The organism is Yonghaparkia sp. Soil809, from assembly GCF_001429705.1.
In the GTDB taxonomy this organism is placed as follows: Bacteria; Actinomycetota; Actinomycetes; order Actinomycetales; family Microbacteriaceae; genus Microcella.
The window spans coordinates 219,045-239,520 of sequence record NZ_LMSV01000001.1 but is presented as its reverse complement, the minus strand read 5'-3'; the positions used below and the strand labels follow the sequence as shown (position 1 = coordinate 239,520).

The following is a 20,476-nucleotide window of genomic DNA, read 5'->3' as shown; positions in this document are numbered from 1 at the left end:
CCCGGGGATCGCGCGCGGGTCAGACCGGCGGGCCCGTCACTCGTCGCTGATCGAGCCCGAGATCTTCTCTGCCTGCGACAGTACCCCGCGCAGGCCCTCGAGGTAGCCAGCCACGGCGTCGCGCTCGACGCGGAGTCGGGCGAGACGCTCCTCGGCCTCGGAGACGAGGGCTGCGGTGCGCTGCTCGGCGTCGGCGACGAGCGCGGCCGCTCGGTGCTCGGCGTTCTCGAGCACCTCGCGCGCCGTCGCATCGGCGGAGCTGCGCAGGGCCTCCGCCTCGGCGCGAGCGGTGCGCGTGAGCTCCTCGGTCTCGGCGCGCGCCTCGGCGGCCGCCTGCTGCGCCGCCGTGAGCTGCGCGGTCGCCTCGTCGAGGTACTTCTGCGTCTGAGCGCTCGCGTCCTGCTGGCGGGCGAGGTACTCGCGCTCGGCCTCGTCCCGGCGGGCGGCGAGCTCGACGTCGAGGTCGATGCGGGCCTGCTCGGCGGCGCGGGCGAGCTCGGCGCGCTGCTCCTCGGTCTCGCGGGCGAGCGCCGCCCGGACCTGCGCGGCCTCGTCGGCGAGGGCGCGCTGCTGGTCGGATGACGCCCGGGCGAGCGCCGCGCGCCGTGCCGTCTCGTCGGCCTCGAGAGCCGCGCTGCGGCTGGCGAGGTCGTGCTCGAGGGCCTCCAGCGCGGCCGTCCGCTCGCGCTCGACGGTCGACCGCTGCTCGGCGATCTCGGCGGTCAGGGCGTCGCGGGCGCTGCTGGTCTCGCGCTCGAGCTCGGCGCGCGCGGCGGCCAGCTCGAGGGCGAGGTCGGTGCGCGCCGCGGTGAGCTCGCGCTCGAGGTCGGCGCGGGCCGCGGTCGTCTCGCGCTCGAGCTCGGCGCGCGCGGTCGCGGTCTCGCGCTCGAGGGAGGCGGAGGCCGCGCTGAGGCGCGCCTCCAGCGCGGCCTGCTGCTCGGCGATCGCCGCATCAGCGGTCGCGCGCAGCCCCGCGGCATGGGCCTCGGCCGCGGCGCGCGCGTCCGCGGCGTACGCGTCCACCTCGGCGCGCGTGTCGAACGCGTACGCGTCGGCGCTCGTCCGCAGCTCGAGCGCCGCGGACTCAGCGGCCCGCTGAGTCTCGGCGGCGGTCGCGACGGCCTCGGCGCGCAGCTCGGCGGCGTAGGCGTCGGCGGCCTGCCGCGACTCGGCGGCCGCGGCGTTCGCCTGCGCGCGCGTCTCGGCGGCGTAGGCGTCGGCGGCCTGCCGCACCTCGAGCACGTACGACTCGGCGCCCTCGCGTGCGGTCGCGGCGTCAGACTCCGCCGCCGTGCGCAGCTCTCCGGCGCGGGCCTCGGCCTCGGCGCGGACGCTGGTGCCGTGCGCGTCGGCGGCGCTGCGGGTGTCGAACGAGTAGGCGTCCGCAGCCGTACGGGTCTGCTCGGCGTAGACGTCGGTCTCGGCCCGGAGCTGCTCGGCGTAGCCGTCGGCGTCGCCGCGCACGGTCTCGGCGTAGCGGTCGGCCTCGCTCCGAACCTGCTCGACGTAGCGCTCGGCCTCGCCGCGGGCGGCGTCGATCTCGCGTCGGAGCTCGGCGCGCGCCGTCGTCGTCTCCGTCTCGAGGGCGGCGCGCGTTCGCTCCTGGAGCTCGTCGACCTCCTGTCGCGTGCGGTCCTCGAGCGCGTCCACCTCCGCGCGGCGTCGCGCCTCCTCGGCGTCCCAGTCCGCGCGCTCGCGCTCCAGCTCGCTCGTCGCGGCAGCGCGCGCGGTCGTGAGCTCGTGCTCGAGCTCGCTCCGGCCCGCCTCGATGTCGGCCTCCAGCTGGGCGCGGCGCGTGCTGCTCTCGCTCTCGAAGCGGGCGCGCTCCTCCGCGGTCTCGCGGGCGAGGGCCCCTGCCGCGGCGCGGGCGTCGGTGACCTCGCGGTCGGCGACGACGCGCAGCTCGGCGACGTCGCGCTCGGCCTCGGCTCGCAGAGCCCCGGCCTCCCGCCGGGCCATCGAGCGGACCTCAGCGGCCTCGGTGGCGACGGCGCCGCGAATGGCGGCGGCCTCCCGCGTGGCCTCCTGGACGAGCTGGTCGGCGTCGTCGCGGGCCCGCTCGAGAAGCTCCTCCGCCTCCCGGGCGGCGTTCTCGCTCATCGCGGCTGTGCGCTGGGCCGCCTCGGCGACCATCCTCTCGACGCGTTCGGCGGCCTCCGCCTGCAGGCGCTCGACGTCGGACTGCGCGGCGGTGCGCACGCGCTCGGCGTCGATGTCCGCCTGGCTGATGAGTCGCGTCGACTGCTCCTCGGCCAGGCGCAGCGTCTGCTCGAGCTTGGTGCCCAGGCCCGCGTAGGTGGGGCGACCCACCTCGTCGAGCTCGGCCTGGAGATCGTCGACGACCGCCTGCAGGCGCTTGAGCTCCTTGGCGGTCTCCGCGCGGTCCGAGTTCGCCTTGATGACGTCGCGACGGAGCTCCTGGATCGCCTTGTCGACCTCGTCGCGCTTGTAGCCGCGCATCTCGGTCCCGAAGTCGCTATCGATCGCTGCCACGTGTGGTCTCCCTGTCCGATGAGGCGAACGGGTTCGAGTGTAATCGGCGCGCGCGACCGCGCCTCCTGCGCGCAGGCTGAGCGCGAATGGGCGCCGCGGAGCGATTCCGGTAAGCTGGAACGTCTTTGTTCTGCTGGCCGGAGAGCTCGAGCGTCGAGCCTCCGTCCGAGATCCGCTGCTTGAGGGTGCGCGACCGCCGCCCGCAGCGGACGGTCGGGACGCGCGCAGGCCAGCGCGCCGGGCCAGCATGAGAGGAGTGAACCCGTGCGATTCATCATCGCGATCGTGCTCTTCGTCGTCGCCTTCGTCGGCATCGGCCTCGGGATCGCCGAGCGCACCGTCTTCGCGGAGGCCGACCGCGTGACCGAGTCGGTCGCGCTCGACTCGACCGCGCCGGTGACGGTCATCGACGGCTCGGCGCTGAACGCCTTCGACGGCCGGCAGACCCTCGCGATCCTCGGCGGCGTCGAGGCGGGTCCCGCTCCCGCCCCGAGCGCGGGCCCGAGCGGCTCGCCGTCCGCCGACCCGAGTCCGTCGCCGATCACGGAGACCGCCGCCGCGACGGAGTCCGACGCCATCGCCGCCGTCTACGGCACGACGACCGACGTCCTGGGCTGGGTGGGGGAGTCCTCCTACACCCTCGTCACGTGGGACGCGGAGGAGCAGGAGCTCGTGACGGAGGAGGTCGTGGGCTCCGAGACGGCCGTGCCCGCGCCGATCGGCAGCGACCTCTGGTACGGCGAGTTCGAGGGCTCGGGCGAGCTCGGCCTCACGGTGAACGTACCGCGCGACGTGTCGCTGCTCATGGTCTCCGACGGCACCCTCCCCGCTCCCCAGGAGTTCTCCATCACGTGGCCCCTCGAGGTCGACTCCCCGCTCGCGACGCCGCTGACGATCGCAGGCTTCGCGGCCCTCCTCCTGGGCCTGCTCGCCCTCATCTGGGCGCTCGTGCACATGCGCAGGCAGCGGGGGCCGCGTCGGAAGTCGCCCAAGGGCCCGAAGATGCCGCGCGTGCCGAAGCCCTCGCGCTACCGCCCGGTCAAGTCGAGCACTCTCATCGGCCGGCCGAAGGGCCGCCGCGCCGTCCGCCGCATCGCTCTCCTCCCCGGCGCACTGGCGACCGCCCTCCTGCTGAGCGCGTGCGGCATCGGTGACGGCCTGAGCATCTCGCAGCCGACGGAGGCCGCGACCGCGTCCTCGACCGCCGAGCCGGAGGAGGAGCTGCCGCCCGTCGCCGTGACCGCCCGGCAGGCCGAGCGCATCATCGATCGTCTCGCCGCGACCGTCGCGGAGGCGGACGAGGCCGCGAACGGCGACCTCGCCGCGTCGCGACTGGTCGGCCCCGCTCTCGCTCTGCGCCAGGCGAACTACGCGGCGCGCGCGAACAGCGCCGACGTCGCGGCGCTCCCGGCGATCCCCACCGGCTCGGTCGATCTCGTCCTTCCGCAGCAGACCGACGTCTGGCCCCGCCAGGTCTTCGCGATCGTCTCCGACCCGGAGGACGAGACGGTGCCGCCGCTGGCGATCGTGCTCACGCAGGCGGCCGCGCGCGACCAGTACCGCGCGAGCCACCTCATCACCCTCGAGCCGCAGGCGACGCTTCCGGAGGTCCCGCCGGCGTCGCTCGGCACCGCGTTCCTCGGCGCCGACACGCCCTTCCTCCCGGTTCAGCCGGCGACCGTCGTCCAGTCGTACGCCGAGGTCCTCCTGCTCGGCGAGGCGGGAGCACCGAACTTCGCGCTGTTCCAGGCCGAGGGCGACAGCCTCCGCACCCAGATCGGCTTCGAGAAGAAGGAGGAGCGCCGGGCGGCGATCCCCTCCACCGCGGCGATCGACTTCACCAACGGCGTCGGCGACGCCGACATCATCACGATGAGCACCCTCGACGCGGGTGCGCTCGTGGTGGGATACCTGACCGAGACCGAGACGGTGACCCCGACGCAGTCGGGCGCCACCGTCAACGCGAGCGGCACCGTGGCCGCCCTCGCGAACATCGAGTCGAGCGAGCGCGGGATCACCGCCACCTACGGCGTGCAGGTGCTCTTCTACGTGCCATCGCTCGAGAACCCCGATGACCCCGTCGTGCTGCTCGGCTACACGCAGGGGCTCGTCGCCGCTTCGGAGGTGCAGTGATGGAACCCGTCAACCCGGCCGCGATGCGCGGCGCCGTCGACCTCTCCGGCCTCGTCCGTCAGGCATCCGCGCCGACGGCCGCTCCCGGCCGCCCGGCCTCGCCGTCGGGCGCTCGCCCGACGGGCGGCGCGGGCGTCGTCCGCGAGGCCGACGACGCGACGTTCGGCGAGGTGCTGGAGCTCTCGCAGCGGGTGCCGGTCATCGTCGAGTTCTACGCGAGCGGCATCGCACCGGCGCTCGAGCCGATCGTCACCGCCTACGGCGGGCGCATCGCTCTCGTCACGGTCGACGGCAACCGCTCGCCGCAGCTCGCCCAGGCATTCCAGGTGCAGCAGGTGCCCGCGGTCGCCGCGGTCATCGGCGGACGCCCGCTCCAGCTCTTCGTCGGGATGCCCGCCGAGGCCGAGGTGCGCCAGGTGCTCGACCAGGTGCTCGAGCTCGCGCAGCAGCAGGGCGTCACGGGCGTCCTCGAGCAGGGCGACGCTCCGGCCGAGCCCGTCGAGGAGCCCCTGCCCCCTCTGCATCAGGAGGCCTACGATGCGATCGCCCGCGGCGACTACGCGGCCGCGGCATCCGCCTATCGCACGGCGATCGCGCAGAGCCCTCGCGACCAGGAGGCCGTCGCGGGCCTCGCCCAGGTGACCCTGCTGCTGCGCCTCGAGGGCGCGGTCGCGGCCGACATCCGGACGGCAGCCGCGGCGAGCCCCGATGACGCGGATGCCCAGCTCGCGGTCGCCGACCTCGACCTCAGCGGCGGCCACGTGGAGGACGCGTTCGCGCGCCTGCTCGACGTCTTCCCGGCGCTCGACGCCGAGGGCCGCACGGCCGTGCGCACGCGCCTGCTCGACTACTTCGAGATCGTCGGCGCCGACGACCCGCGCACGATCGCGGCCCGCCGGCGCCTCACGGCGCTGCTGTACTGAGCCGCCCGGCTACCGCTCCGGCGCGAGCCACAGGCCCGCGAGCGGCGGGAGCGTGAGCTCGGCCGAGGCCGGGCGACCGCCCCACGGGGTGTCGTCGCCCGTGACCGAGCCGAGGTTGCCGACGCCCGATCCGCCGTACTCGTGCGCGTCGGTGTTGACGACCTCGCGCCAGGCGCCGGCTCGCGGGAGCGGCAGGCGGTACGAGCCGACGGTGTTGCCGCTGAAGTTGAAGACGCCCACGAGCGGGCTGCCGTCGGCGGAGCGCCGCTCGAACGCGATGACGTTGTTGCCCGCGTCGCCGCCCTCGAGCCACGAGAAGCCCTCGGGCTCGTTATCGAGCTCCCAGAGCGCCGGATTCTCCCGGTAGACGGCGTTGAGGCGCGAGACGAGCGCGTGCAGCCCGCGGTGGACGGGCTGGTCGAGGATCCACCAGTCGAGGCCCCGCTCCTCGCTCCACTCGCTGGGCTGGCCGAACTCCTGGCCCATGAACAGCAGCTGCTTGCCGGGGTGCGCCCACATGAAGGCGAGGTAGGCGCGCACGTTGGCGAGCTTCTGCCACTGGTCGCCGGGCATCTTGCCGAGCAGCGAGCCCTTGCCGTGCACGACCTCGTCGTGGCTGATGGGCAGCATGAAGTTCTCGCTGAACGCGTAGAGGAAGCTGAAGGTGATCTCGTTGTGGTGGTGCGAGCGCCACATCGGGTCGCGCTGGAAGTACGAGAGCGTGTCGTGCATCCACCCCATGTTCCACTTCATGCCGAAGCCGAGGCCGCCGTCGCTCGTCGCGCGCGTGACGCCGGGCCACGAGGTCGACTCCTCGGCGATCATGACGATGCCGGGCACGCGCTTGTACGCGGTCGCCGTCGCCTCCTGCAGGAAGCTGATCGCCTCGAGGTTCTCGCGCCCGCCGTGCTGGTTGGGCAGCCACTGCCCCTCCTCGCGCGAGTAGTCGAGGTAGAGCATGCTCGCCACGGCGTCGACGCGGAGGCCGTCGATGTGGAACTCCTCCAGCCAGTAGAGGGCGTTGGCGACGAGGAAGTTGCGGACCTGGCTGCGGCCGAGGTCGAAGATGTAGGTGCCCCAGTCCGGGTGCTCACCGCGACGGGGGTCCGGATGCTCGTAGAGCGCTGCGCCGTCGAACCGGCCGAGCGCCCACTCGTCCTTGGGGAAGTGCGCGGGGACCCAGTCCATGATCACGCCGATGCCGGCCTGGTGGAGGCGATCGATGAGGTACTTCAGGTCGTCCGGGTGCCCGAATCGCGACGTCGGCGCGAAGTAGCCGGTCACCTGGTAGCCCCACGACGGGCCGTAGGGGTGCTCCGCGAGCGGCATGAACTCGATGTGCGTGAAGCCGAGCTCGGTCACGTACTCGATCAGCGGGTCGGCGAGCTCGCGGTAGCCGAGCCCGGGCCGCCACGAGCCGAGGTGCATCTCGTAGACGCTCATCGCGCCGGAGTGCGGGTCGTTCGCCGCGCGGTGCGCCAGCCAGTCGCCGTCGCCCCACTCGTAGTGCGACTCGCCCACGACGGAGGCCGTCGCCGGCGGGACCTCGGTGAACCGGGCCATGGGGTCGGCGCGCGTGACCCACGCGCCGTCGGCGGTGAGCAGCTCGAACTTGTAGGTCGAGCCGGAGCCGAGGCCCGGCACGAAGAGCTCCCACACGCCGTTGTCGTCGAGTCGGCGCATCGCGTGCAGGGCGCCGTTCCAGCCGTTGAAGTCGCCGATGACGCGCACGGCCTGGGCGTGCGGCGCCCAGACGGCGAATGCGGTGCCGTCGACCCCCTCGTGGGCGCGCCGGTGCGCGCCGAGCACGTGCCAGAGCTGCTCGTGGCGGCCCTCGCCCCACAGGTGCAGGTCGACCTCTCCGACGCTCGGCACGAAGCGGTACGGGTCGTCGGCGTTCCAGTCGGGGCCGCCGTCGTAGGTGGTGCGCACGGTGTACGCCTGGCCCTCCGCGGGGCCGCCTGGCAGGAGGCCGTGCCAGAGACCGTCGGCGTCGTGGGCGAGAGCGTGCTCGCTGCCGTCGGCGCGCACGACCATGACGGTCGCCGCGAGAGGCCGCACGACGCGCACGACCCAGCCCTCGTCGCCGAAGTGCTGACCGAGAGCGTCGTGGGGGCGGGGGTGGCGAGCCTCGACGAGCGCGCGGCGGTGGTCGGGATGCAGGGGTGCGGGCCCCGGGGCGCCGGCCGGCGCCGACGGGGCGGGCGCGGCATCCCCGCTCGGGCCGGCGGTGCCGGCGGAGGGCTGGTGCGTCTTCTTCTCGATCGCCATCAGAGGCCCTTCGGGTAGTCGATGCGGAGGATGTGGACGGGCTCGGTGAACGCGTCGAGGCGCACGTAGTTGTCGGTGCCCCAGCGGTAGCGGGCGCCCGTGATGAGGTCCTTCACCTCGAAGGTCGAGCCGGGTTCGAGGCCGAGCGCCTCGAGGTCGAGGTGCACGGTCGTCTCGCGCACCGAGTGCGGGTCGACGTTCGCGACGACGATGATGCCGTCGGTGCGTCCCGAGCGCACGAAGCGGCCGGGGAGCACCTTGGAGTAGACGAGCACGGCGTCGTCGTCGCTCCAGTGCACGCGCAGGTTGCGCAGCTGGCGCAGCGCGGGGTGCTGGGCGCGGATCGTGTTGAGCTGCGTGAGGTACGGCGCGATCGTCGAGCCGCTCTTCGCGGCGGCGGCCCAGTCGCGCTGCTTGTACTCGTACTTCTCGTTGTCGATGTTCTCCTCGCTGCCGGGCCGCGCGACGTTCTCGATGAGCTCGTAGCCGGCGTAGACGCCCCAGGTCGGGCTCGCCGTCGCGGCGATCGCGGCGCGGATGCGGTACGCGGGCACGCCGCCGAACTGCAGGTACTCGGTGAGGATGTCGGGGGTGTTGACGAAGAGGTTCGGCCGCAGGAAGGCGCTCGTCCCGTGGCTGAGCTCGGTGAGGTAGGTCTCGAGCTCCTTCTTCGTGTTGCGCCAGGTGAAGTAGGTGTACGACTGCTGGAACCCGACGGCGGCGAGCGACTGCATCATCGGCGGGCGCGTGAAGGCCTCGGCGAGGAACACGATGTCGGGACGCTCGGCGTTGATGACGCCGAGCAGCCACTCCCAGAACTGGAGGGGCTTGGTGTGCGGGTTGTCGACGCGGAAGATGGTGACCCCGAGGCCGATCCAGTAGCGGACGACGCGCAGTATCTCCTCGCGCAGCCCCTCCGGGTCGTTGTCGAAGTTGAGCGNCGTGAACCACTCGGGGTGCTCGGCGACCCAGGGGTGGTCGGGCGCGCACTGCAGGGCGAGGTCGAGGGCGACCTCGAGGCCGTTCTTCCTCGCGGCGGCGAGGAAGGCGGTGAAGTCGTCGACGGTGCCGAGATCGGGGTGGATGGCGTCGTGCCCGCCCTCGGCGGCACCGATCGCCCACGGGCTGCCTGGGTCGTTGGGCCCGGGGGTGAGCGTATTGTTCGGCCCCTTGCGGTTGACGCGCCCGATCGGGTGGATGGGAGGCAGGTACAGCACGTCGAAGCCCATCTGGGCGACGGCGGGCAGGCGGCGGGTGGCGGTGCGGAACGTGCCCGAGGTGAACGAGCCGTCCTTCTTCCGCTTGGCGCCCTCGCTGCGGGGGAAGAACTCGTACCAGCTGCCGAGCCCCGCGCGGGAGCGCTCGACGCGCAGCACCTGCTCGTCGCTCAGCGTCTCGTGGCTCATGAGGCGGTGGCGGGCGACGGCGGCGACGACGCGCGCGTCGGTCGCGACGGCGAGGCGCGCGGCGGGGGTCTGCTTCGCGTTCTCCATGGCCTTGCGGGCCTGGCCGAGCACGGTCGCGTCGGGCGTGCCCTTCGCGAGCGCGCGCGCCCGGTCGAGCAGCTGCGCGCCGGCGAGGAGCATGACGTCGACGTCGACGCCCGCGTCGATCTTGACGGTCGCGTTGTGCAGCCAGGTCGCCCAGTCGTCGGTGTACGCGCGGATGCGCCAGCTCCAGAGGCCCTCCTCATCGACGAGCGCCTCGGTCTCCCATCGATCGGTGCCCGTGGTGCGCATCGCGAGCGGATGCTCGGTGGTCTCGCCCTCGGGGGAGACCAGGACGAGGTCTCCGCCGAGCACGTCGTGGCCCTCCCGGAAGATCGTCGCGCCGAAGGGCACGACCTCGCCGGCGAAGGCCTTGCTGGGCCATCGATCCTCGGGCTGCTGCGGGGTGAGGTGGCGGATGGGGATCCGCCCGATCCTCGGGCTGAAGGGGGACTTCTCGTTCGCTGCCACCCCTCGACGCTACCGCTGGACCGGGCTCGCGCGAGGGCGGATGTGCAGGTCTCGCACAGAACGCTCGGCGGTTCCGCACCCGCCCGGGAGGCGTGTCGGCATTAGGGGGGACAGAAATGTACCCCGGGAGGGGTACGCGAATCGGCGTCACTTCCGTTGCGCGAGGCCGTCGGGCGCGTACTGTCATGAGTGGACGCAGAAGACGTCGGAGGCCACCCGAAGCCCCCGAACCCGCTGCCCGCATCCGAAGTGACCCGAACGCGGCGGATGAGATGCAGGACCGAGACCCGCCACCCATGGCGGGGACCGGTCCTGCTCCTCGTTAACGGGCAGGCATCCCCTCGCTTAGGCTGTCCCTTCGTGGGCTTCCGCCACCCTGCCCGCGATCGAGGAGTGATGTCGTGAAGGCGATCCGCCGTTTCACCGTTCGTACTGTCCTGCCGGCGTCGCTCGCCGCCGTCGGCGATCTCGCGGCCAACCTCCGCTGGTCGTGGCACGAGCCGACCCGCCAGCTCTTCGAGCGCATGGACCCGGAGCGCTGGGACGAGCTCGGGCACGATCCCATCGCCCTCCTCGGCGGCATCGACCCCGACCGGCTTCAGGAGCTCGCGCAGGACGCCGGCTTCATCGCCGAGGCCGAGGCGCTGCGCGACGACCTGCGCCGCTATCTCGACGAGCCGCGCTGGTATCAGTCGCTGCAGAGTGCGCCCGCGCGGATCGCGTACTTCTCGCCCGAGTTCGGCATCGCCTCGGCGATCCCGCAGTACTCCGGCGGCCTGGGGATCCTCGCCGGCGACCACCTCAAGAGCGCGTCCGACCTCGGCCTGCCGCTGATCGGCGTCGGCCTCTTCTACAAGGCCGGCTACTTCCGCCAGGCGATCGACCGCGACGGCTGGCAGAAGGAGAGCTACCCCGTCCTCGACCCCGACGGGCTGCCGATGCAGCTGCTCCGCGACGCCGACGGCGCGGCCGCGCTCGTCACCCTCGCGCTGCCGGGCGGGCAGGCCCTGCACGCGCGCGTGTGGCAGATGACGGTGGGGCGCGTCGTCCTCCTCCTGCTCGACACGGACATCCACGAGAACGGCGAGGAGCTGCGCGGCGTCACCGATCGCCTCTACGGCGGCGGCGGAGAGCACCGTCTGCTGCAGGAGCTCCTGCTCGGGGTGGGCGGCGTGCGCGCGATCAAGCGCTACGTCGAGGTGAGCGGCACGGCCGCGCCCGAGGTCTTCCACACCAACGAGGGGCACGCGGGCTTCCTCGGCCTCGAGCGCATCAGCGACCTGATCGGCCAGGGCCTGAGCTTCGACGAGGCGCTGCAGGTCGTCAGGGCCGGCACCCTCTTCACGACCCACACGCCCGTGCCCGCGGGCATCGACCGCTTCGACCTCGGCCTCATCGAGCGCTACTTCTCGACCGACCTGCTGCGCGGTGTCGACGTCGCCGACGTGCTCGCGCTCGGCGCCGAGGACTACGAGGGCGGCGACTCGGGCGTGTTCAACATGGCCGTCATGGGCCTGCGCCTCGCGCAGCGCGCCAACGGCGTCTCGCAGCTGCACGGCGACGTCTCGCGCGGCATGTTCGGCGCGCTCTGGCCGGGGTTCGACCAGGACGACGTCCCGATCACCTCGGTCACGAACGGCGTCCACGCCCCGACGTGGACGGACCCGCTCATGGTCGGGCTCGTTCGCGAGAAGCTCGGCCACTTCGAGACCTCGGCGGCCGACTTCGCGGGCCCCGCGATCACCGACGGCGACCTCTGGTCGGTCCGCCGCGCGATGCGCGAGCAGCTCGTGGCAGACGCCCGCTGCCGCGTCAAGGCTGCGTGGGAGGAGGAGAACCCCGGTATCGCCGCACCCGCGTGGATGGACTCCCTCCTCGACCCGGACGTCCTGACGATCGGCTTCGCGCGGCGCGTGCCGACGTACAAGCGCCTCACGCTCATGCTCCACGACGAGAACCGGTTGCGCGCGCTGCTCACCGACCCCGAGCGGCCCGTGCAGCTCGTGATCGCCGGCAAGTCGCACCCGGCCGACGACGGCGGCAAGGCGCTCATCCAGCGCCTCGTGCAGTTCGCGAGCGCGCCCGAGCTGCGCGAGCGCATCGTCTTCCTGCCGAACTACGACATCGCGATGGCGCGCCTGCTCTACCCGGGCACCGACATCTGGCTCAACAACCCGCTGCGCCCGCTCGAGGCGTGCGGCACGTCGGGCATGAAGGCCGCGCTCAACGGCTCCCTCAACCTGTCGATCCTCGACGGCTGGTGGAACGAGTACTACGACGGCGAGAACGGCTGGGCGATCCCGACGGCCGACGCCGCGGGCGACGGCGCCGAGCGCGACAAGCTCGAGGCCGACGCGATGTACGACCTCATCGAGCACCAGATCGCGCCGCGCTTCTACGACCGCGACGAGGAGGGCGTTCCGCGCCGCTGGGTGCAGAGCATCCGCCACACGCTGTCGACCCTGTCTCCCGAGCTCTCGGCCGACCGCATGGTGCGCGAGTACGTCGAGCGCCTCTACATGCCGGCCGCCGAGGCGCAGCGCATCATCTCGCAGCAGGACCACTACCCGGCCAAGCACCTCTCGGCCTGGAAGCAGCGCGTGCAGGCCGAGTGGCCGAGCGTCTCCGTCGCGCACGTCGAGTCCGGGGGCGTCGAGTCGCCCCAGCTCGGCGACGAGCTCGAGGTTCGCGCGTACGTCGAGCTCGCCGGCCTCACGCCCGACGACGTGCTCGTCGAGGTCGTGCACGGCCGTGCCCGCAACGGCGACGACCTCGCCGACGTGCAGCGCCAGCGCCTCGTGCTGGTGTCGCACGACCTCGGCCAGCCGGCGACCTTCGCGGGCACCGTGCGCCTCGCGCGGTCGGGCCCGTTCGGCTACACCGTGCGCGTGACGCCGCGGCACGAGCTCCTTGCCTCGCCGGCCGAGCTCGGTCTCGTCGCCGTCGCCCACTAGCGACCGGGCGGCCGCGTGTCCTCGTCGGCGCCGCCGTCGGGCAGGGATGCCCGCGGCGGCGCCGTCCGCGTCTCTCTCGTGATCCCGGTGCGCGGCGGCGATCGCGGCAAGAGCCGGCTGGACGTCGAGCAGCCGCGCCGCTCCGCGCTCGCCGCGGCGTTCGCGCTCGACACGGTCGCGGCGGCGCGCGCCGCGTCGCTCGTAGGCGAGCTCGTCGTGGTCGGCGCGCTCGCCGAGCCCCTCGACGGCGTGCGGGTCGTCCCCGACCCGGGGGAGGGGCTGCTCGCGGCGGTCGCGACGGGACTCGCGGCGCTGGGCGCGTCGACGGCGCGCACCGCTGCTGACGGTGGTGCGGGCCCCGCGCCGACGGCCGTGCTGCTCGGAGACCTCCCGGCGCTGCGCCCGGTCGAGCTCGACGACGCCCTCGCCGCGGCCGCGCGCCACGAGCGCGCGTTCGTGCCCGACGCCGAGGGCTCGGGAACCGCGCTCATCGTCGCGCGGGCCGGGGTGCCGCACGCGCCGGCGTTCGGCCCCGAGTCGGCTGAGCGGCACCGCGCGGCGGGGTACGTCGCGCTCCCGCTGCCGGCATCGTCGGGTCTGCGCCGCGACGTCGACACGCTCGAGCAGCTGCGCGCCGCGGCATCCCTCGCTCTCGGGCCGCGCACGCGCGCCCTCCTCGACGGCTGACCCGCCGGCCGCCCGCGGCCCGACCAGCCGCGCGGCGAGGGAGATCCGCTACGCCCCCGCGCGCACCTCGGCGATCGTGAGCGCGAGGCGCCTGCCGGTCGCGGCGTAGCCCTCGGCGCGGTGGGCCCGCGCGGCCGCGAGGCGATCGTCGCTCGGGGTTCCGTACGTCGTGGTCCGCTGCCGCGCCGGTCGGCCGATCGCCGCGGCGAGCTCCTCGAGCTCGGCGACGGTCTTCTCCGAGCCGTTGTCGGCGCCCGCCATGCGGCTGATGGTCTCCTCCATGAGGGTGCCGCCGACGTCGTCCGCCCCGCCCTGCAGCATGAGCTGCGTGCCGGCGGTGCCGAGCTTGACCCACGAGGTCTGGATGCGGTCGATGCGCCCGTGCAGCAGGAGGCGCGCGACGGCGTGGACGGCGCGATTCTCCTGCGCGGTCGGGCCGGGGCGCGCGACGCCGGCGAGGTAGACGGGCGAGCTCGCGTGCACGAAGGGCAGCAGCACGAACTCGGTGAAGCCGCCGGTGTCGTCCTGCAGCGCCGCGAGCGTGCGCAGGTGCCCGACCCAGTGGGTCGGGTTGTCGACGTGCCCGTACATCATCGTGCTCGACGAGCGGATGCCGAGCCGGTGCGCCGTCGACACGATCTCGACCCACGTCGCGGCGGGCAGCTTACCCTTCGTGAGAACCCAGCGCACCTCGTCGTCGAGGATCTCGGCGGCCGTGCCGGGGATCGTGTCGAGCCCGGCCTCCTTCGCCGCGGTCAGGAACTCGGCGAACGACAGGCCGGTGCGAGTGGCGCCGTTGACGATCTCCATGGGGCTGAAGGCGTGCAGGTGGATCTCGGGCTGCCGGCGCTTGACCTCGCGCGCGAGGTCGAAGTACGCGGTGCCGGGGAGGTCGGGGTGGATCCCGCCCTGCATGCAGATCTCGGTCGCGCCGAGGGCCCAGGCCTCGTCGACGCGGTCGCCGACCTGCGTCATCGACAGCGTGTAGGCATCCGCGTCGGTGCGCCGCTGCGCGAAGGCGCAGAAGCGGCAGCCGGTGTAGCAGACGTTGGTGAAGTTGATGTTGCGGTTGACGACGTAGCCGATGGGGTCGCCGACGGTGTCGCGCCGCACGTCGTCGGCGAGCGAGGCGAGCGCGTCGAGGTCGTCGCCGTCGGCCTCGAGCAGCGTGAGGTATTCGGCGTCGGTGAGGCCGGCCGGGTCGGTCTCGGCGCGGCGCAGCGCTGCGCGCACGCCCGCCGATAAGGCGGGGGATGCCGTGCGCACCCTAGTCGTGTCGCCGACGGCCTCGCGCAGCTCGTCCCAGTCGCCGTACACGGCGTCGACGTCGCTGCGAGCCGCCGTGCGCCGCCCCTCGGTGTCGATCGCGGTGTGCAGGTCGACGCGGCCGGAGCCGGCCCAGTCGGGGTCGGGCTCCTGCCACGGCAGGCCGACCGGCCGCACCGACTCGTCGGCGAGCCCGTCGGGCCCGGCGAGCGCGCGCACGTGGGGCAGCACGCGCGGGTCGAGCCAGGGCTCCTCGGCCCGCACGTAGTGGGGGTGGGCGGTGAGGCGCTCGCGCAGCGTGAAGCCGGAGAGCGCGGTGAGTCGCGTGAGCTCGTCGATCTGCGGCCAGGGGCGCTCGGGGTTGACGTGGTCCGGGGTGAGCGGGCTCACGCCGCCCCAGTCGTCGATGCCGGCGCGGATCAGCAGGCCGAGCTCCTCGGCATCGGTGAGGTTGGGCGGCGCCTGCAGGCGCGCGCCGGGCCCGAGCACGAGCCGCGAGACGGCGACGGCGGCGATGTACTCCTGCAGATCGAGGTCGTCGGTGGCGCGCATCGCCGTGCGGGGCTTGGCGCGGAAGTTCTGGATGATCACTTCCTGGATCGCCCCGAAGCGGCGCGAGGTGGCCCGCAGGGCGAAGATGCCGTCGACGCGCTCGGCGTAGGTCTCGCCGATGCCGAGCAGGAGGCCCGAGGTGAACGGCACGGAGCTGCGGCCCGCGTCTTCGAGCACCCGCAGGCGCAACTCCGGGTCCTTGTCGGGGCTGCCGAAGTGGGCGAGGCCGCGCGTCTCGAACAGGCGCCGCGAGGTCGTCTCGAGCATCATGCCCATGCTGGGCGCGACGGGCTTGAGGCGCTGGATCTCCTCCCACGTCATGACGCCGGGGTTGAGGTGGGGCAGCAGCCCGGTCTCCTCGAGCACGCGGATCGCCATCGCCCGCAGGTAGTCGATCGTCGAGTCGTAGCCGTGCGCGTCGAGCCACTCGCGCGCGGCGGGCCAGCGGTCCTCCGGCCGGTCGCCGAGCGTGAACAGCGCCTCCTTGCAGCCGAGCGCGGCGCCCTGGCGCGCCACCTCGAGCACCTCGTCGGGACTCATGAACGGCGCCTTGCCTTGCGCGGCGAGCTGGTTGGGGGTCTGCACGAACACGCAGTAGTGGCAGCGGTCGCGGCACAGGTGCGTGAGCGGGATGAACACCTTGCGCGAGTAGGTGATGACGCCGGGGCGGCCCGCGCGCTCGAGCCCCGCGTCGCGCACGCGGCCCGCGACGGCGAGCAGGCGATCGAGATCGTCGTGCCGGCAGTGCAGCAGTGTCTCGGCCTCGGTCGCGTCGAGGGCGACCCCCGTCTCGGCGCGCTTGAGCGCGCGCGACAGGGCGGATGCGGTGGGCACGAAAGCGGCGTCGGTCACGAGGTCTCCGTGGTCGGCCCGCGATCGCGGCACGGGCGGCCGCGGGCGCGAGCGGATCGGCTGCGGGCACGCCGACCCGCGGGGGAGGAGCGGGCGAGTGCCGCTCCGTCTCGAGCGCTCAAGACGGAGCGCACTGCGTGAGTGCCGCCAGCCTAGCCCCGGTGCCCGCCGTGCTGGTGCATCCCGCGGTCGCCGTCGCCCCGCTCCGGAGCCTCGCCGGTCACGCGGTCGGTGATGCGCTCCTCGACCTCGGCGAGCCGCTCGTCGGCCTCCTCCTGCGTGAGGTCGCCGTCGGCGACGTGCTCGGCGATGTGCTCCTCGGCTGCGGCGACGAGCGCGTCGACGAGGGTGTCGACGTCGACGCCCTGCGCCTCGGCGAGCTCGGCGAGCGTCAGGCCCTCTTCGCGCGCGTCGCGCAGTTCGTCGACCGTGATGCCGAGGGTCTCGAGGATGATCGCGATCGCGGCGCCGCGGTGCTCGTTGCGATCGCCGCGATCGCCGTCGTGCCCGTTGCTGGGCCGGTGGCCCGCGCCGGGGCCGCGGCGCTCGCCGTTCTCGGTCGTGCTCGTCGCGTCGTCGTCCGCGGTCGCGGCGAGCGCCGCGGGGGCGAGGGCGGCACCGCCGACGGCGAGCGCGCCGGCGGCGATGAGGGCGGTGAGGGTCGTGGACTTTCGCATGATGGGTCTCCCTGAGTCGGTCGAGGATCGATGGCAGGGTTCACGGTCGACCGTGGGTCTATGCGCGTCCTATGCGGCGTCTATGGCCGGCGAGCGAGTTCCGTCAGCGCACGCCCGGTCCGGCTCACGGCCGGCTGCGGAGCTCCACCGCGAGGTCGAGCGCGTCGTGCGCGAGATCGGCGGCGGTGTCGAGATCGCGCATCCACAGCGGCACCGCGCGGGTCTCGATCCCCTCCGACTGGAGGCCATCCGCGGCGTCGGCGTCCTCCTCGCCCACGAGCCACGCGTCGAGGAGGCCCCGGGCCCCTGTCGCCTGCCGGACGACCCGCGACCGGGCGCCGTAGTGGCGGGCGACCGCCGCGGCATCCGTCGCCACCCCGATCGCGGAGAGGCACTGATCGGCCATCCCTCGCACGGCGGCGCCGGCGATGATCGGCGAGACGCCGACGATCGTGCCGGGGGAGGCGGCGACCGCCTGCGCCATGCCGGGGATCGACAGGATCGTGCCGATCGACACGACGGGGTTCGAGGGCGCGACGAGCACGACGTCGGCGTCGAGGAGGGCGCCGAGCGCGCCGACCGAGGGGATCGCGTGGTGGAGCCCGTGCTGGTGGAAGCGCAGGGCGGGGATGCCCGCGCGGTGGCGCGTCCACCACTCCTGGAAATGCAGCTCGCGCTCGCCCGTGCCGTCGAGCGCGCCCGGGTCGGAGACCACGACGTGCGTGTCGACCTCCTGGTCGCTCGCGGGGTGGAGGGTCACGCCGAGCTCCCACCGCTCCTGCAGCCGGCGCACCACCTCTGACGGGGAGAGACCCTGTCGGAGCCAGGCGGTGCGGGCGATGTGGGTGCCGAGGTCGAGGTCGCCGAGCGTGAACCACTCGGGCGTCACGCCGTAGGCGCGCAGTTCGGCCGAGACGCGCTCGCTCTCGCCGACGCGACCCCAGCCGCGCTCCTCGTCGTTCTGCCCGCTCAGGGTGTAGAGCATCGAGTCGAGATCGGGCGTGATCCGCAGGCCCGCGAGCCACCAGTCGTCGCCCGTGTTGACGATGACATCGACGGATGCCCCGGGCCGGTTCCGGCGGACCTCCTCGCGCACGCCGCGCACGAAGCGCGCCCCTCCGACGCCGCCCGCGAGCACAGTGATCCGCATGACCCCACGGTAACCCGGGCCGTGCCGGGTCGCCCTGCACGGGCCGGCCGGGAGCGGCTCTGCTCGTTCGTGCGCCGGTCTGTCCAATCGCGCATGCGCGGGCCTAGGTTTTACCCACGCGTCATTGGGCGAAACGAGCCGGAAACGCTCGCACCGCACACTGGCCCCAGTTCAACGATGAGAAGGGGTTTCATCAATGTCAGTCATCCGCGCCGCCATCACTCAGACCACCTGGACCGGCGACAAGGAGTCGATGATCGCGAAGCACGAGCAGTTCGCTCGCGATGCCGCGGCCGATGGAGCGCAGATCATCTGCTTCCAGGAGCTCTTCTACGGCCCCTACTTCGGCATCATCGAGGACGCGAAGTACTACGACTACGCCGAGCCCGCGGACGGGCCGATCGTGCAGCGCTTCGCGAAGCTCGCGAAGGAGCTCAAGATGGTCATGGTCCTCCCGATCTACGAGGAGGACATGCCCGGCGTCTACTACAACACCGCCGTCGTGGTCGATGCCGACGGCACCGTGCTCGGCAAGTACCGCAAGCACCACATCCCGAACCTCGACCGCTTCTGGGAGAAGTTCTACTTCCGCCCCGGCAACCTCGGCTACCCCGTCTTCGACACCGCCGTCGGCAAGGTCGGCGTGTACATCTGCTACGACCGGCACTTCCCCGAGGGCTGGCGCGAGCTGGGCCTGAACGGCGCCGAGATCGTCTTCAACCCGAGCGCGACGAAGCCCGGCCTCTCGAATCGCCTGTGGGAGCTCGAGCAGCCCGCCGCGGCGGCCGCGAACCAGTACTTCATCGGTGCGAACAACCGCATCGGCACCGAGAGCGACGAGTTCGGCGACCTCGCCGTGACCTTCTACGGCTCGAGCTACTTCGTCGACCCGCGCGGCAACTACGTCGGCGAGGTCGCGAGCCAGGACGAGACCGAGATCGTCACGCGCGACATCGACCTCGGGCTCATCCGCGAGGTGCGCAACTCGTGGCAGTTCTACCGCGACCGCCGGCCGGACTCCTACGCCGCGACCACCCGCCCGTAAGCCCGCACGCACCCGAAGGAGCACCATGAGCACCATCCTCATCACGGGCGGAACGGTCGTGAGCGCCACGGGGCGCGGCGCGGCCGACGTCCTCATCGACGGCGAGCGCATCGTCGCCGTGCTCGAGCCCGGCTCGACCCTCCTCGGCCACGACCTGGCCGCATCCGTCGACGACGTCATCGACGCGACCGGCAAGTACGTCATCCCCGGCGGCATCGACGCCCACACCCACATGGAGCTGCCCTTCGGCGGCACCGCCGCGATCGACACCTTCGAGACCGGCACGATCGCCGCCGCGTGGGGCGGCACGACGAGCATCATCGACTTCGCCGTGCAGACGGCGGGCCAGAAGGTCTTCGACGGGCTGAACGCCTGGCACGAGAAGGCCGCGGGCAATTGCGCGATCGACTACGGCTTCCATCAGATCGTGGGCGGAGTCGACGACGACTCGCTGGATGCCCTGCCGAAGCTGATCGACGAGGGCATCACGAGCTACAAGATGTTCATGGCGTACCCCGGCGTCTTCTACGCCGACGACGCCCAGATCCTCCGCGCGATGCAGGTCGCCGCCGAGCACGGGCTCATGACGATGATGCACGCCGAGAACGGCCCAGCGATCGACGTGCTCGTCGCCCAGCTGCTCGCCAAGGGCAAGACCGACCCGTACTACCACGGCGTCGCGCGCGCCTGGCAGATGGAGGAGGAGGCGACGCACCGCGCGATCATGCTCGCGAACCTCACCGGTGCGCCGCTCTACGTCGTGCACGTAAGCGCCAAGCAGGCCGTCGAGCAGCTCGCCGCGGCGCGAGACATCGGGCAGAACGTGTTCGGCGAGACGTGCCCGCAGTACCTGTACCTGTCGCTCGAGGAGCAGCTGGGTGCGGTGAGCGAGAAGTACGGCGCGTTCGAGGGTTCGAAGTGGGTCTGCTCGACGCCGCTGCGCTCGCGCGCGGAGGGCCACCAGGACCACATGTGGCAGTCGCTGCGCACGAACGACATCCAGATGGTCTCGACCGACCACTGCCCGTTCTGCATGAAGGACCAGAAGGAGCTCGGCCTCGGCGACTTCTCGAAGATCCCGAACGGAATCGGCTCGGTCGAGCACCGCATGGACCTCATGTACCAGGGCGTCGTGACCGGTCAGATCACGCTCGAGCGCTGGGTCGAGATCACGAGCACGACGCCCGCGCGCATGTTCGGCCTCTACGGCAGGAAGGGCGTCATCGCCCCCGGCGCCGACGCCGACGTCGTCGTCTACGACCCGAACGGCCACACCTCGATCGGCATGCCCGTCGACGACGAGGGCCGCCCGACGGGCCGCAAGCACCACATGAACATGGACCACGCGGCGTGGGAGGGCTTCGAGATCGACGGGAAGGTCGACACGGTCATCTCGCGCGGCTCGGTCGTCATCCGCGACGACGCCTTCCACGGGCGGGCCGGGCACGGTCAGTACCTGCGCCGCGGCCTCAGCCAGTACCTCGTCTGAGCCTCCGAGACACCGAGAGAAGAGCA

12 protein-coding genes and 1 pseudogene are annotated in these 20,476 nt (G+C 72.8%); 6 read left to right on the top strand and 7 right to left on the bottom strand.

Annotated elements, in window-relative coordinates; all coding sequences use genetic code 11:
* Positions 1-36: 36 nt before the first annotated feature.
* Positions 37-2,493: a DivIVA domain-containing protein gene (locus ASG83_RS01165; protein ID WP_055856127.1), complete on the bottom strand. Its 2,457-nt coding sequence runs from the start codon at positions 2,491-2,493 to the stop codon at positions 37-39.
* A gap of 264 nt (positions 2,494-2,757) precedes the next feature.
* Here ASG83_RS01165 and ASG83_RS01160 point away from each other — a divergent pair, with 264 nt between their 5' ends.
* A complete protein-coding gene (locus ASG83_RS01160; RefSeq protein ID WP_055856124.1) occupies positions 2,758-4,626 on the top strand; it encodes a hypothetical protein in 1,869 nt (622 codons plus the stop codon).
* A complete protein-coding gene (locus ASG83_RS01155; protein WP_055856121.1) occupies positions 4,626-5,549 on the top strand; it encodes a tetratricopeptide repeat protein in 924 nt (307 codons plus the stop codon). Before ASG83_RS01160 ends, ASG83_RS01155 begins: the two co-directional genes overlap by 1 nt.
* A gap of 9 nt (positions 5,550-5,558) precedes the next feature.
* Here the strand turns inward: ASG83_RS01155 and glgB are convergent, their stop codons facing one another.
* The 3 genes and pseudogenes from glgB to ASG83_RS12975 all read right to left on the bottom strand — a co-directional run.
* A complete protein-coding gene (gene glgB, locus ASG83_RS01150) occupies positions 5,559-7,820 on the bottom strand; it encodes a 1,4-alpha-glucan branching protein GlgB (RefSeq protein ID WP_082598988.1) in 2,262 nt (753 codons plus the stop codon).
* Positions 7,820-8,760: pseudogene (locus ASG83_RS12980) on the bottom strand (alpha-1,4-glucan--maltose-1-phosphate maltosyltransferase); the annotation flags it as partial. The pseudogene ASG83_RS12980 and the gene glgB, both read right to left, overlap by 1 nt.
* Position 8,761: 1 nt before the next feature.
* Positions 8,762-9,778, bottom strand: a 1,017-nt coding sequence (locus tag ASG83_RS12975) for a maltotransferase domain-containing protein (protein ID WP_369813367.1), incomplete at its 3' end; no start/stop codon positions are given.
* Positions 9,779-10,179: 401 nt separating this feature from the next.
* Here ASG83_RS12975 and glgP point away from each other — a divergent pair.
* Complete coding sequence (glgP, locus tag ASG83_RS01140) at positions 10,180-12,732, top strand: alpha-glucan family phosphorylase (RefSeq protein ID WP_055856119.1); 2,553 nt, start codon at positions 10,180-10,182, stop codon at positions 12,730-12,732.
* A 15-nt stretch (positions 12,733-12,747) separates the two neighbouring features.
* Positions 12,748-13,419 (top strand): 2-phospho-L-lactate guanylyltransferase, encoded by a 672-nt coding sequence (cofC, locus tag ASG83_RS01135; protein WP_055856116.1) that lies wholly within the window; start codon positions 12,748-12,750, stop codon positions 13,417-13,419.
* A gap of 48 nt (positions 13,420-13,467) precedes the next feature.
* Here the strand turns inward: cofC and ASG83_RS01130 are convergent, their stop codons facing one another.
* The 3 genes from ASG83_RS01130 to cofD all read right to left on the bottom strand — a co-directional run bounded on the left by ASG83_RS01130 (position 13,468) and on the right by cofD (position 17,916).
* Positions 13,468-16,089, bottom strand: coding sequence for a bifunctional FO biosynthesis protein CofGH (locus tag ASG83_RS01130; protein ID WP_055858987.1), 2,622 nt, complete (start codon positions 16,087-16,089; stop codon positions 13,468-13,470).
* Between the two features lie 152 nt (positions 16,090-16,241).
* Complete coding sequence (locus ASG83_RS01125; protein ID WP_055856113.1) at positions 16,242-16,766, bottom strand: hypothetical protein; 525 nt, start codon at positions 16,764-16,766, stop codon at positions 16,242-16,244.
* A gap of 124 nt (positions 16,767-16,890) precedes the next feature.
* Positions 16,891-17,916 carry a 2-phospho-L-lactate transferase gene (gene cofD / locus ASG83_RS01120; protein WP_055856112.1) on the bottom strand — a complete coding sequence of 342 codons (1,026 nt, stop codon included), beginning with the start codon at positions 17,914-17,916 and terminating at the stop codon, positions 16,891-16,893.
* 196 nt (positions 17,917-18,112) lie between these two features.
* Between cofD and ASG83_RS01115 the strand changes: the two genes are divergently transcribed.
* Both ASG83_RS01115 and hydA read left to right on the top strand, forming a co-directional pair.
* Positions 18,113-18,961 (top strand): nitrilase-related carbon-nitrogen hydrolase, encoded by an 849-nt coding sequence (locus ASG83_RS01115; protein ID WP_055856108.1) that lies wholly within the window; start codon positions 18,113-18,115, stop codon positions 18,959-18,961.
* A 25-nt stretch (positions 18,962-18,986) separates the two neighbouring features.
* A complete protein-coding gene (gene hydA, locus ASG83_RS01110) occupies positions 18,987-20,450 on the top strand; it encodes a dihydropyrimidinase (protein ID WP_055856104.1) in 1,464 nt (487 codons plus the stop codon).
* The last annotated feature ends 26 nt before the right edge of the window (positions 20,451-20,476 follow it).

Excerpts from the sequence above, each read along its gene's own strand:
- ASG83_RS01155 (WP_055856121.1), top strand. The coding sequence starts at position 4,626 with ATGGAACCCGTCAACCCGGCCGCGATGCGCGGCGCCGTCGACCTCTCC.
- glgB (WP_082598988.1), bottom strand. The coding sequence starts at position 7,820 with ATGGCGATCGAGAAGAAGACGCACCAGCCCTCCGCCGGCACCGCCGGC.
- ASG83_RS01125 (WP_055856113.1), bottom strand. The coding sequence starts at position 16,766 with ATGCGAAAGTCCACGACCCTCACCGCCCTCATCGCCGCCGGCGCGCTC.
- cofD (WP_055856112.1), bottom strand. The coding sequence starts at position 17,916 with ATGCGGATCACTGTGCTCGCGGGCGGCGTCGGAGGGGCGCGCTTCGTG.
- ASG83_RS01115 (WP_055856108.1), top strand. The coding sequence starts at position 18,113 with ATGTCAGTCATCCGCGCCGCCATCACTCAGACCACCTGGACCGGCGAC.
- hydA (WP_055856104.1), top strand. The coding sequence starts at position 18,987 with ATGAGCACCATCCTCATCACGGGCGGAACGGTCGTGAGCGCCACGGGG.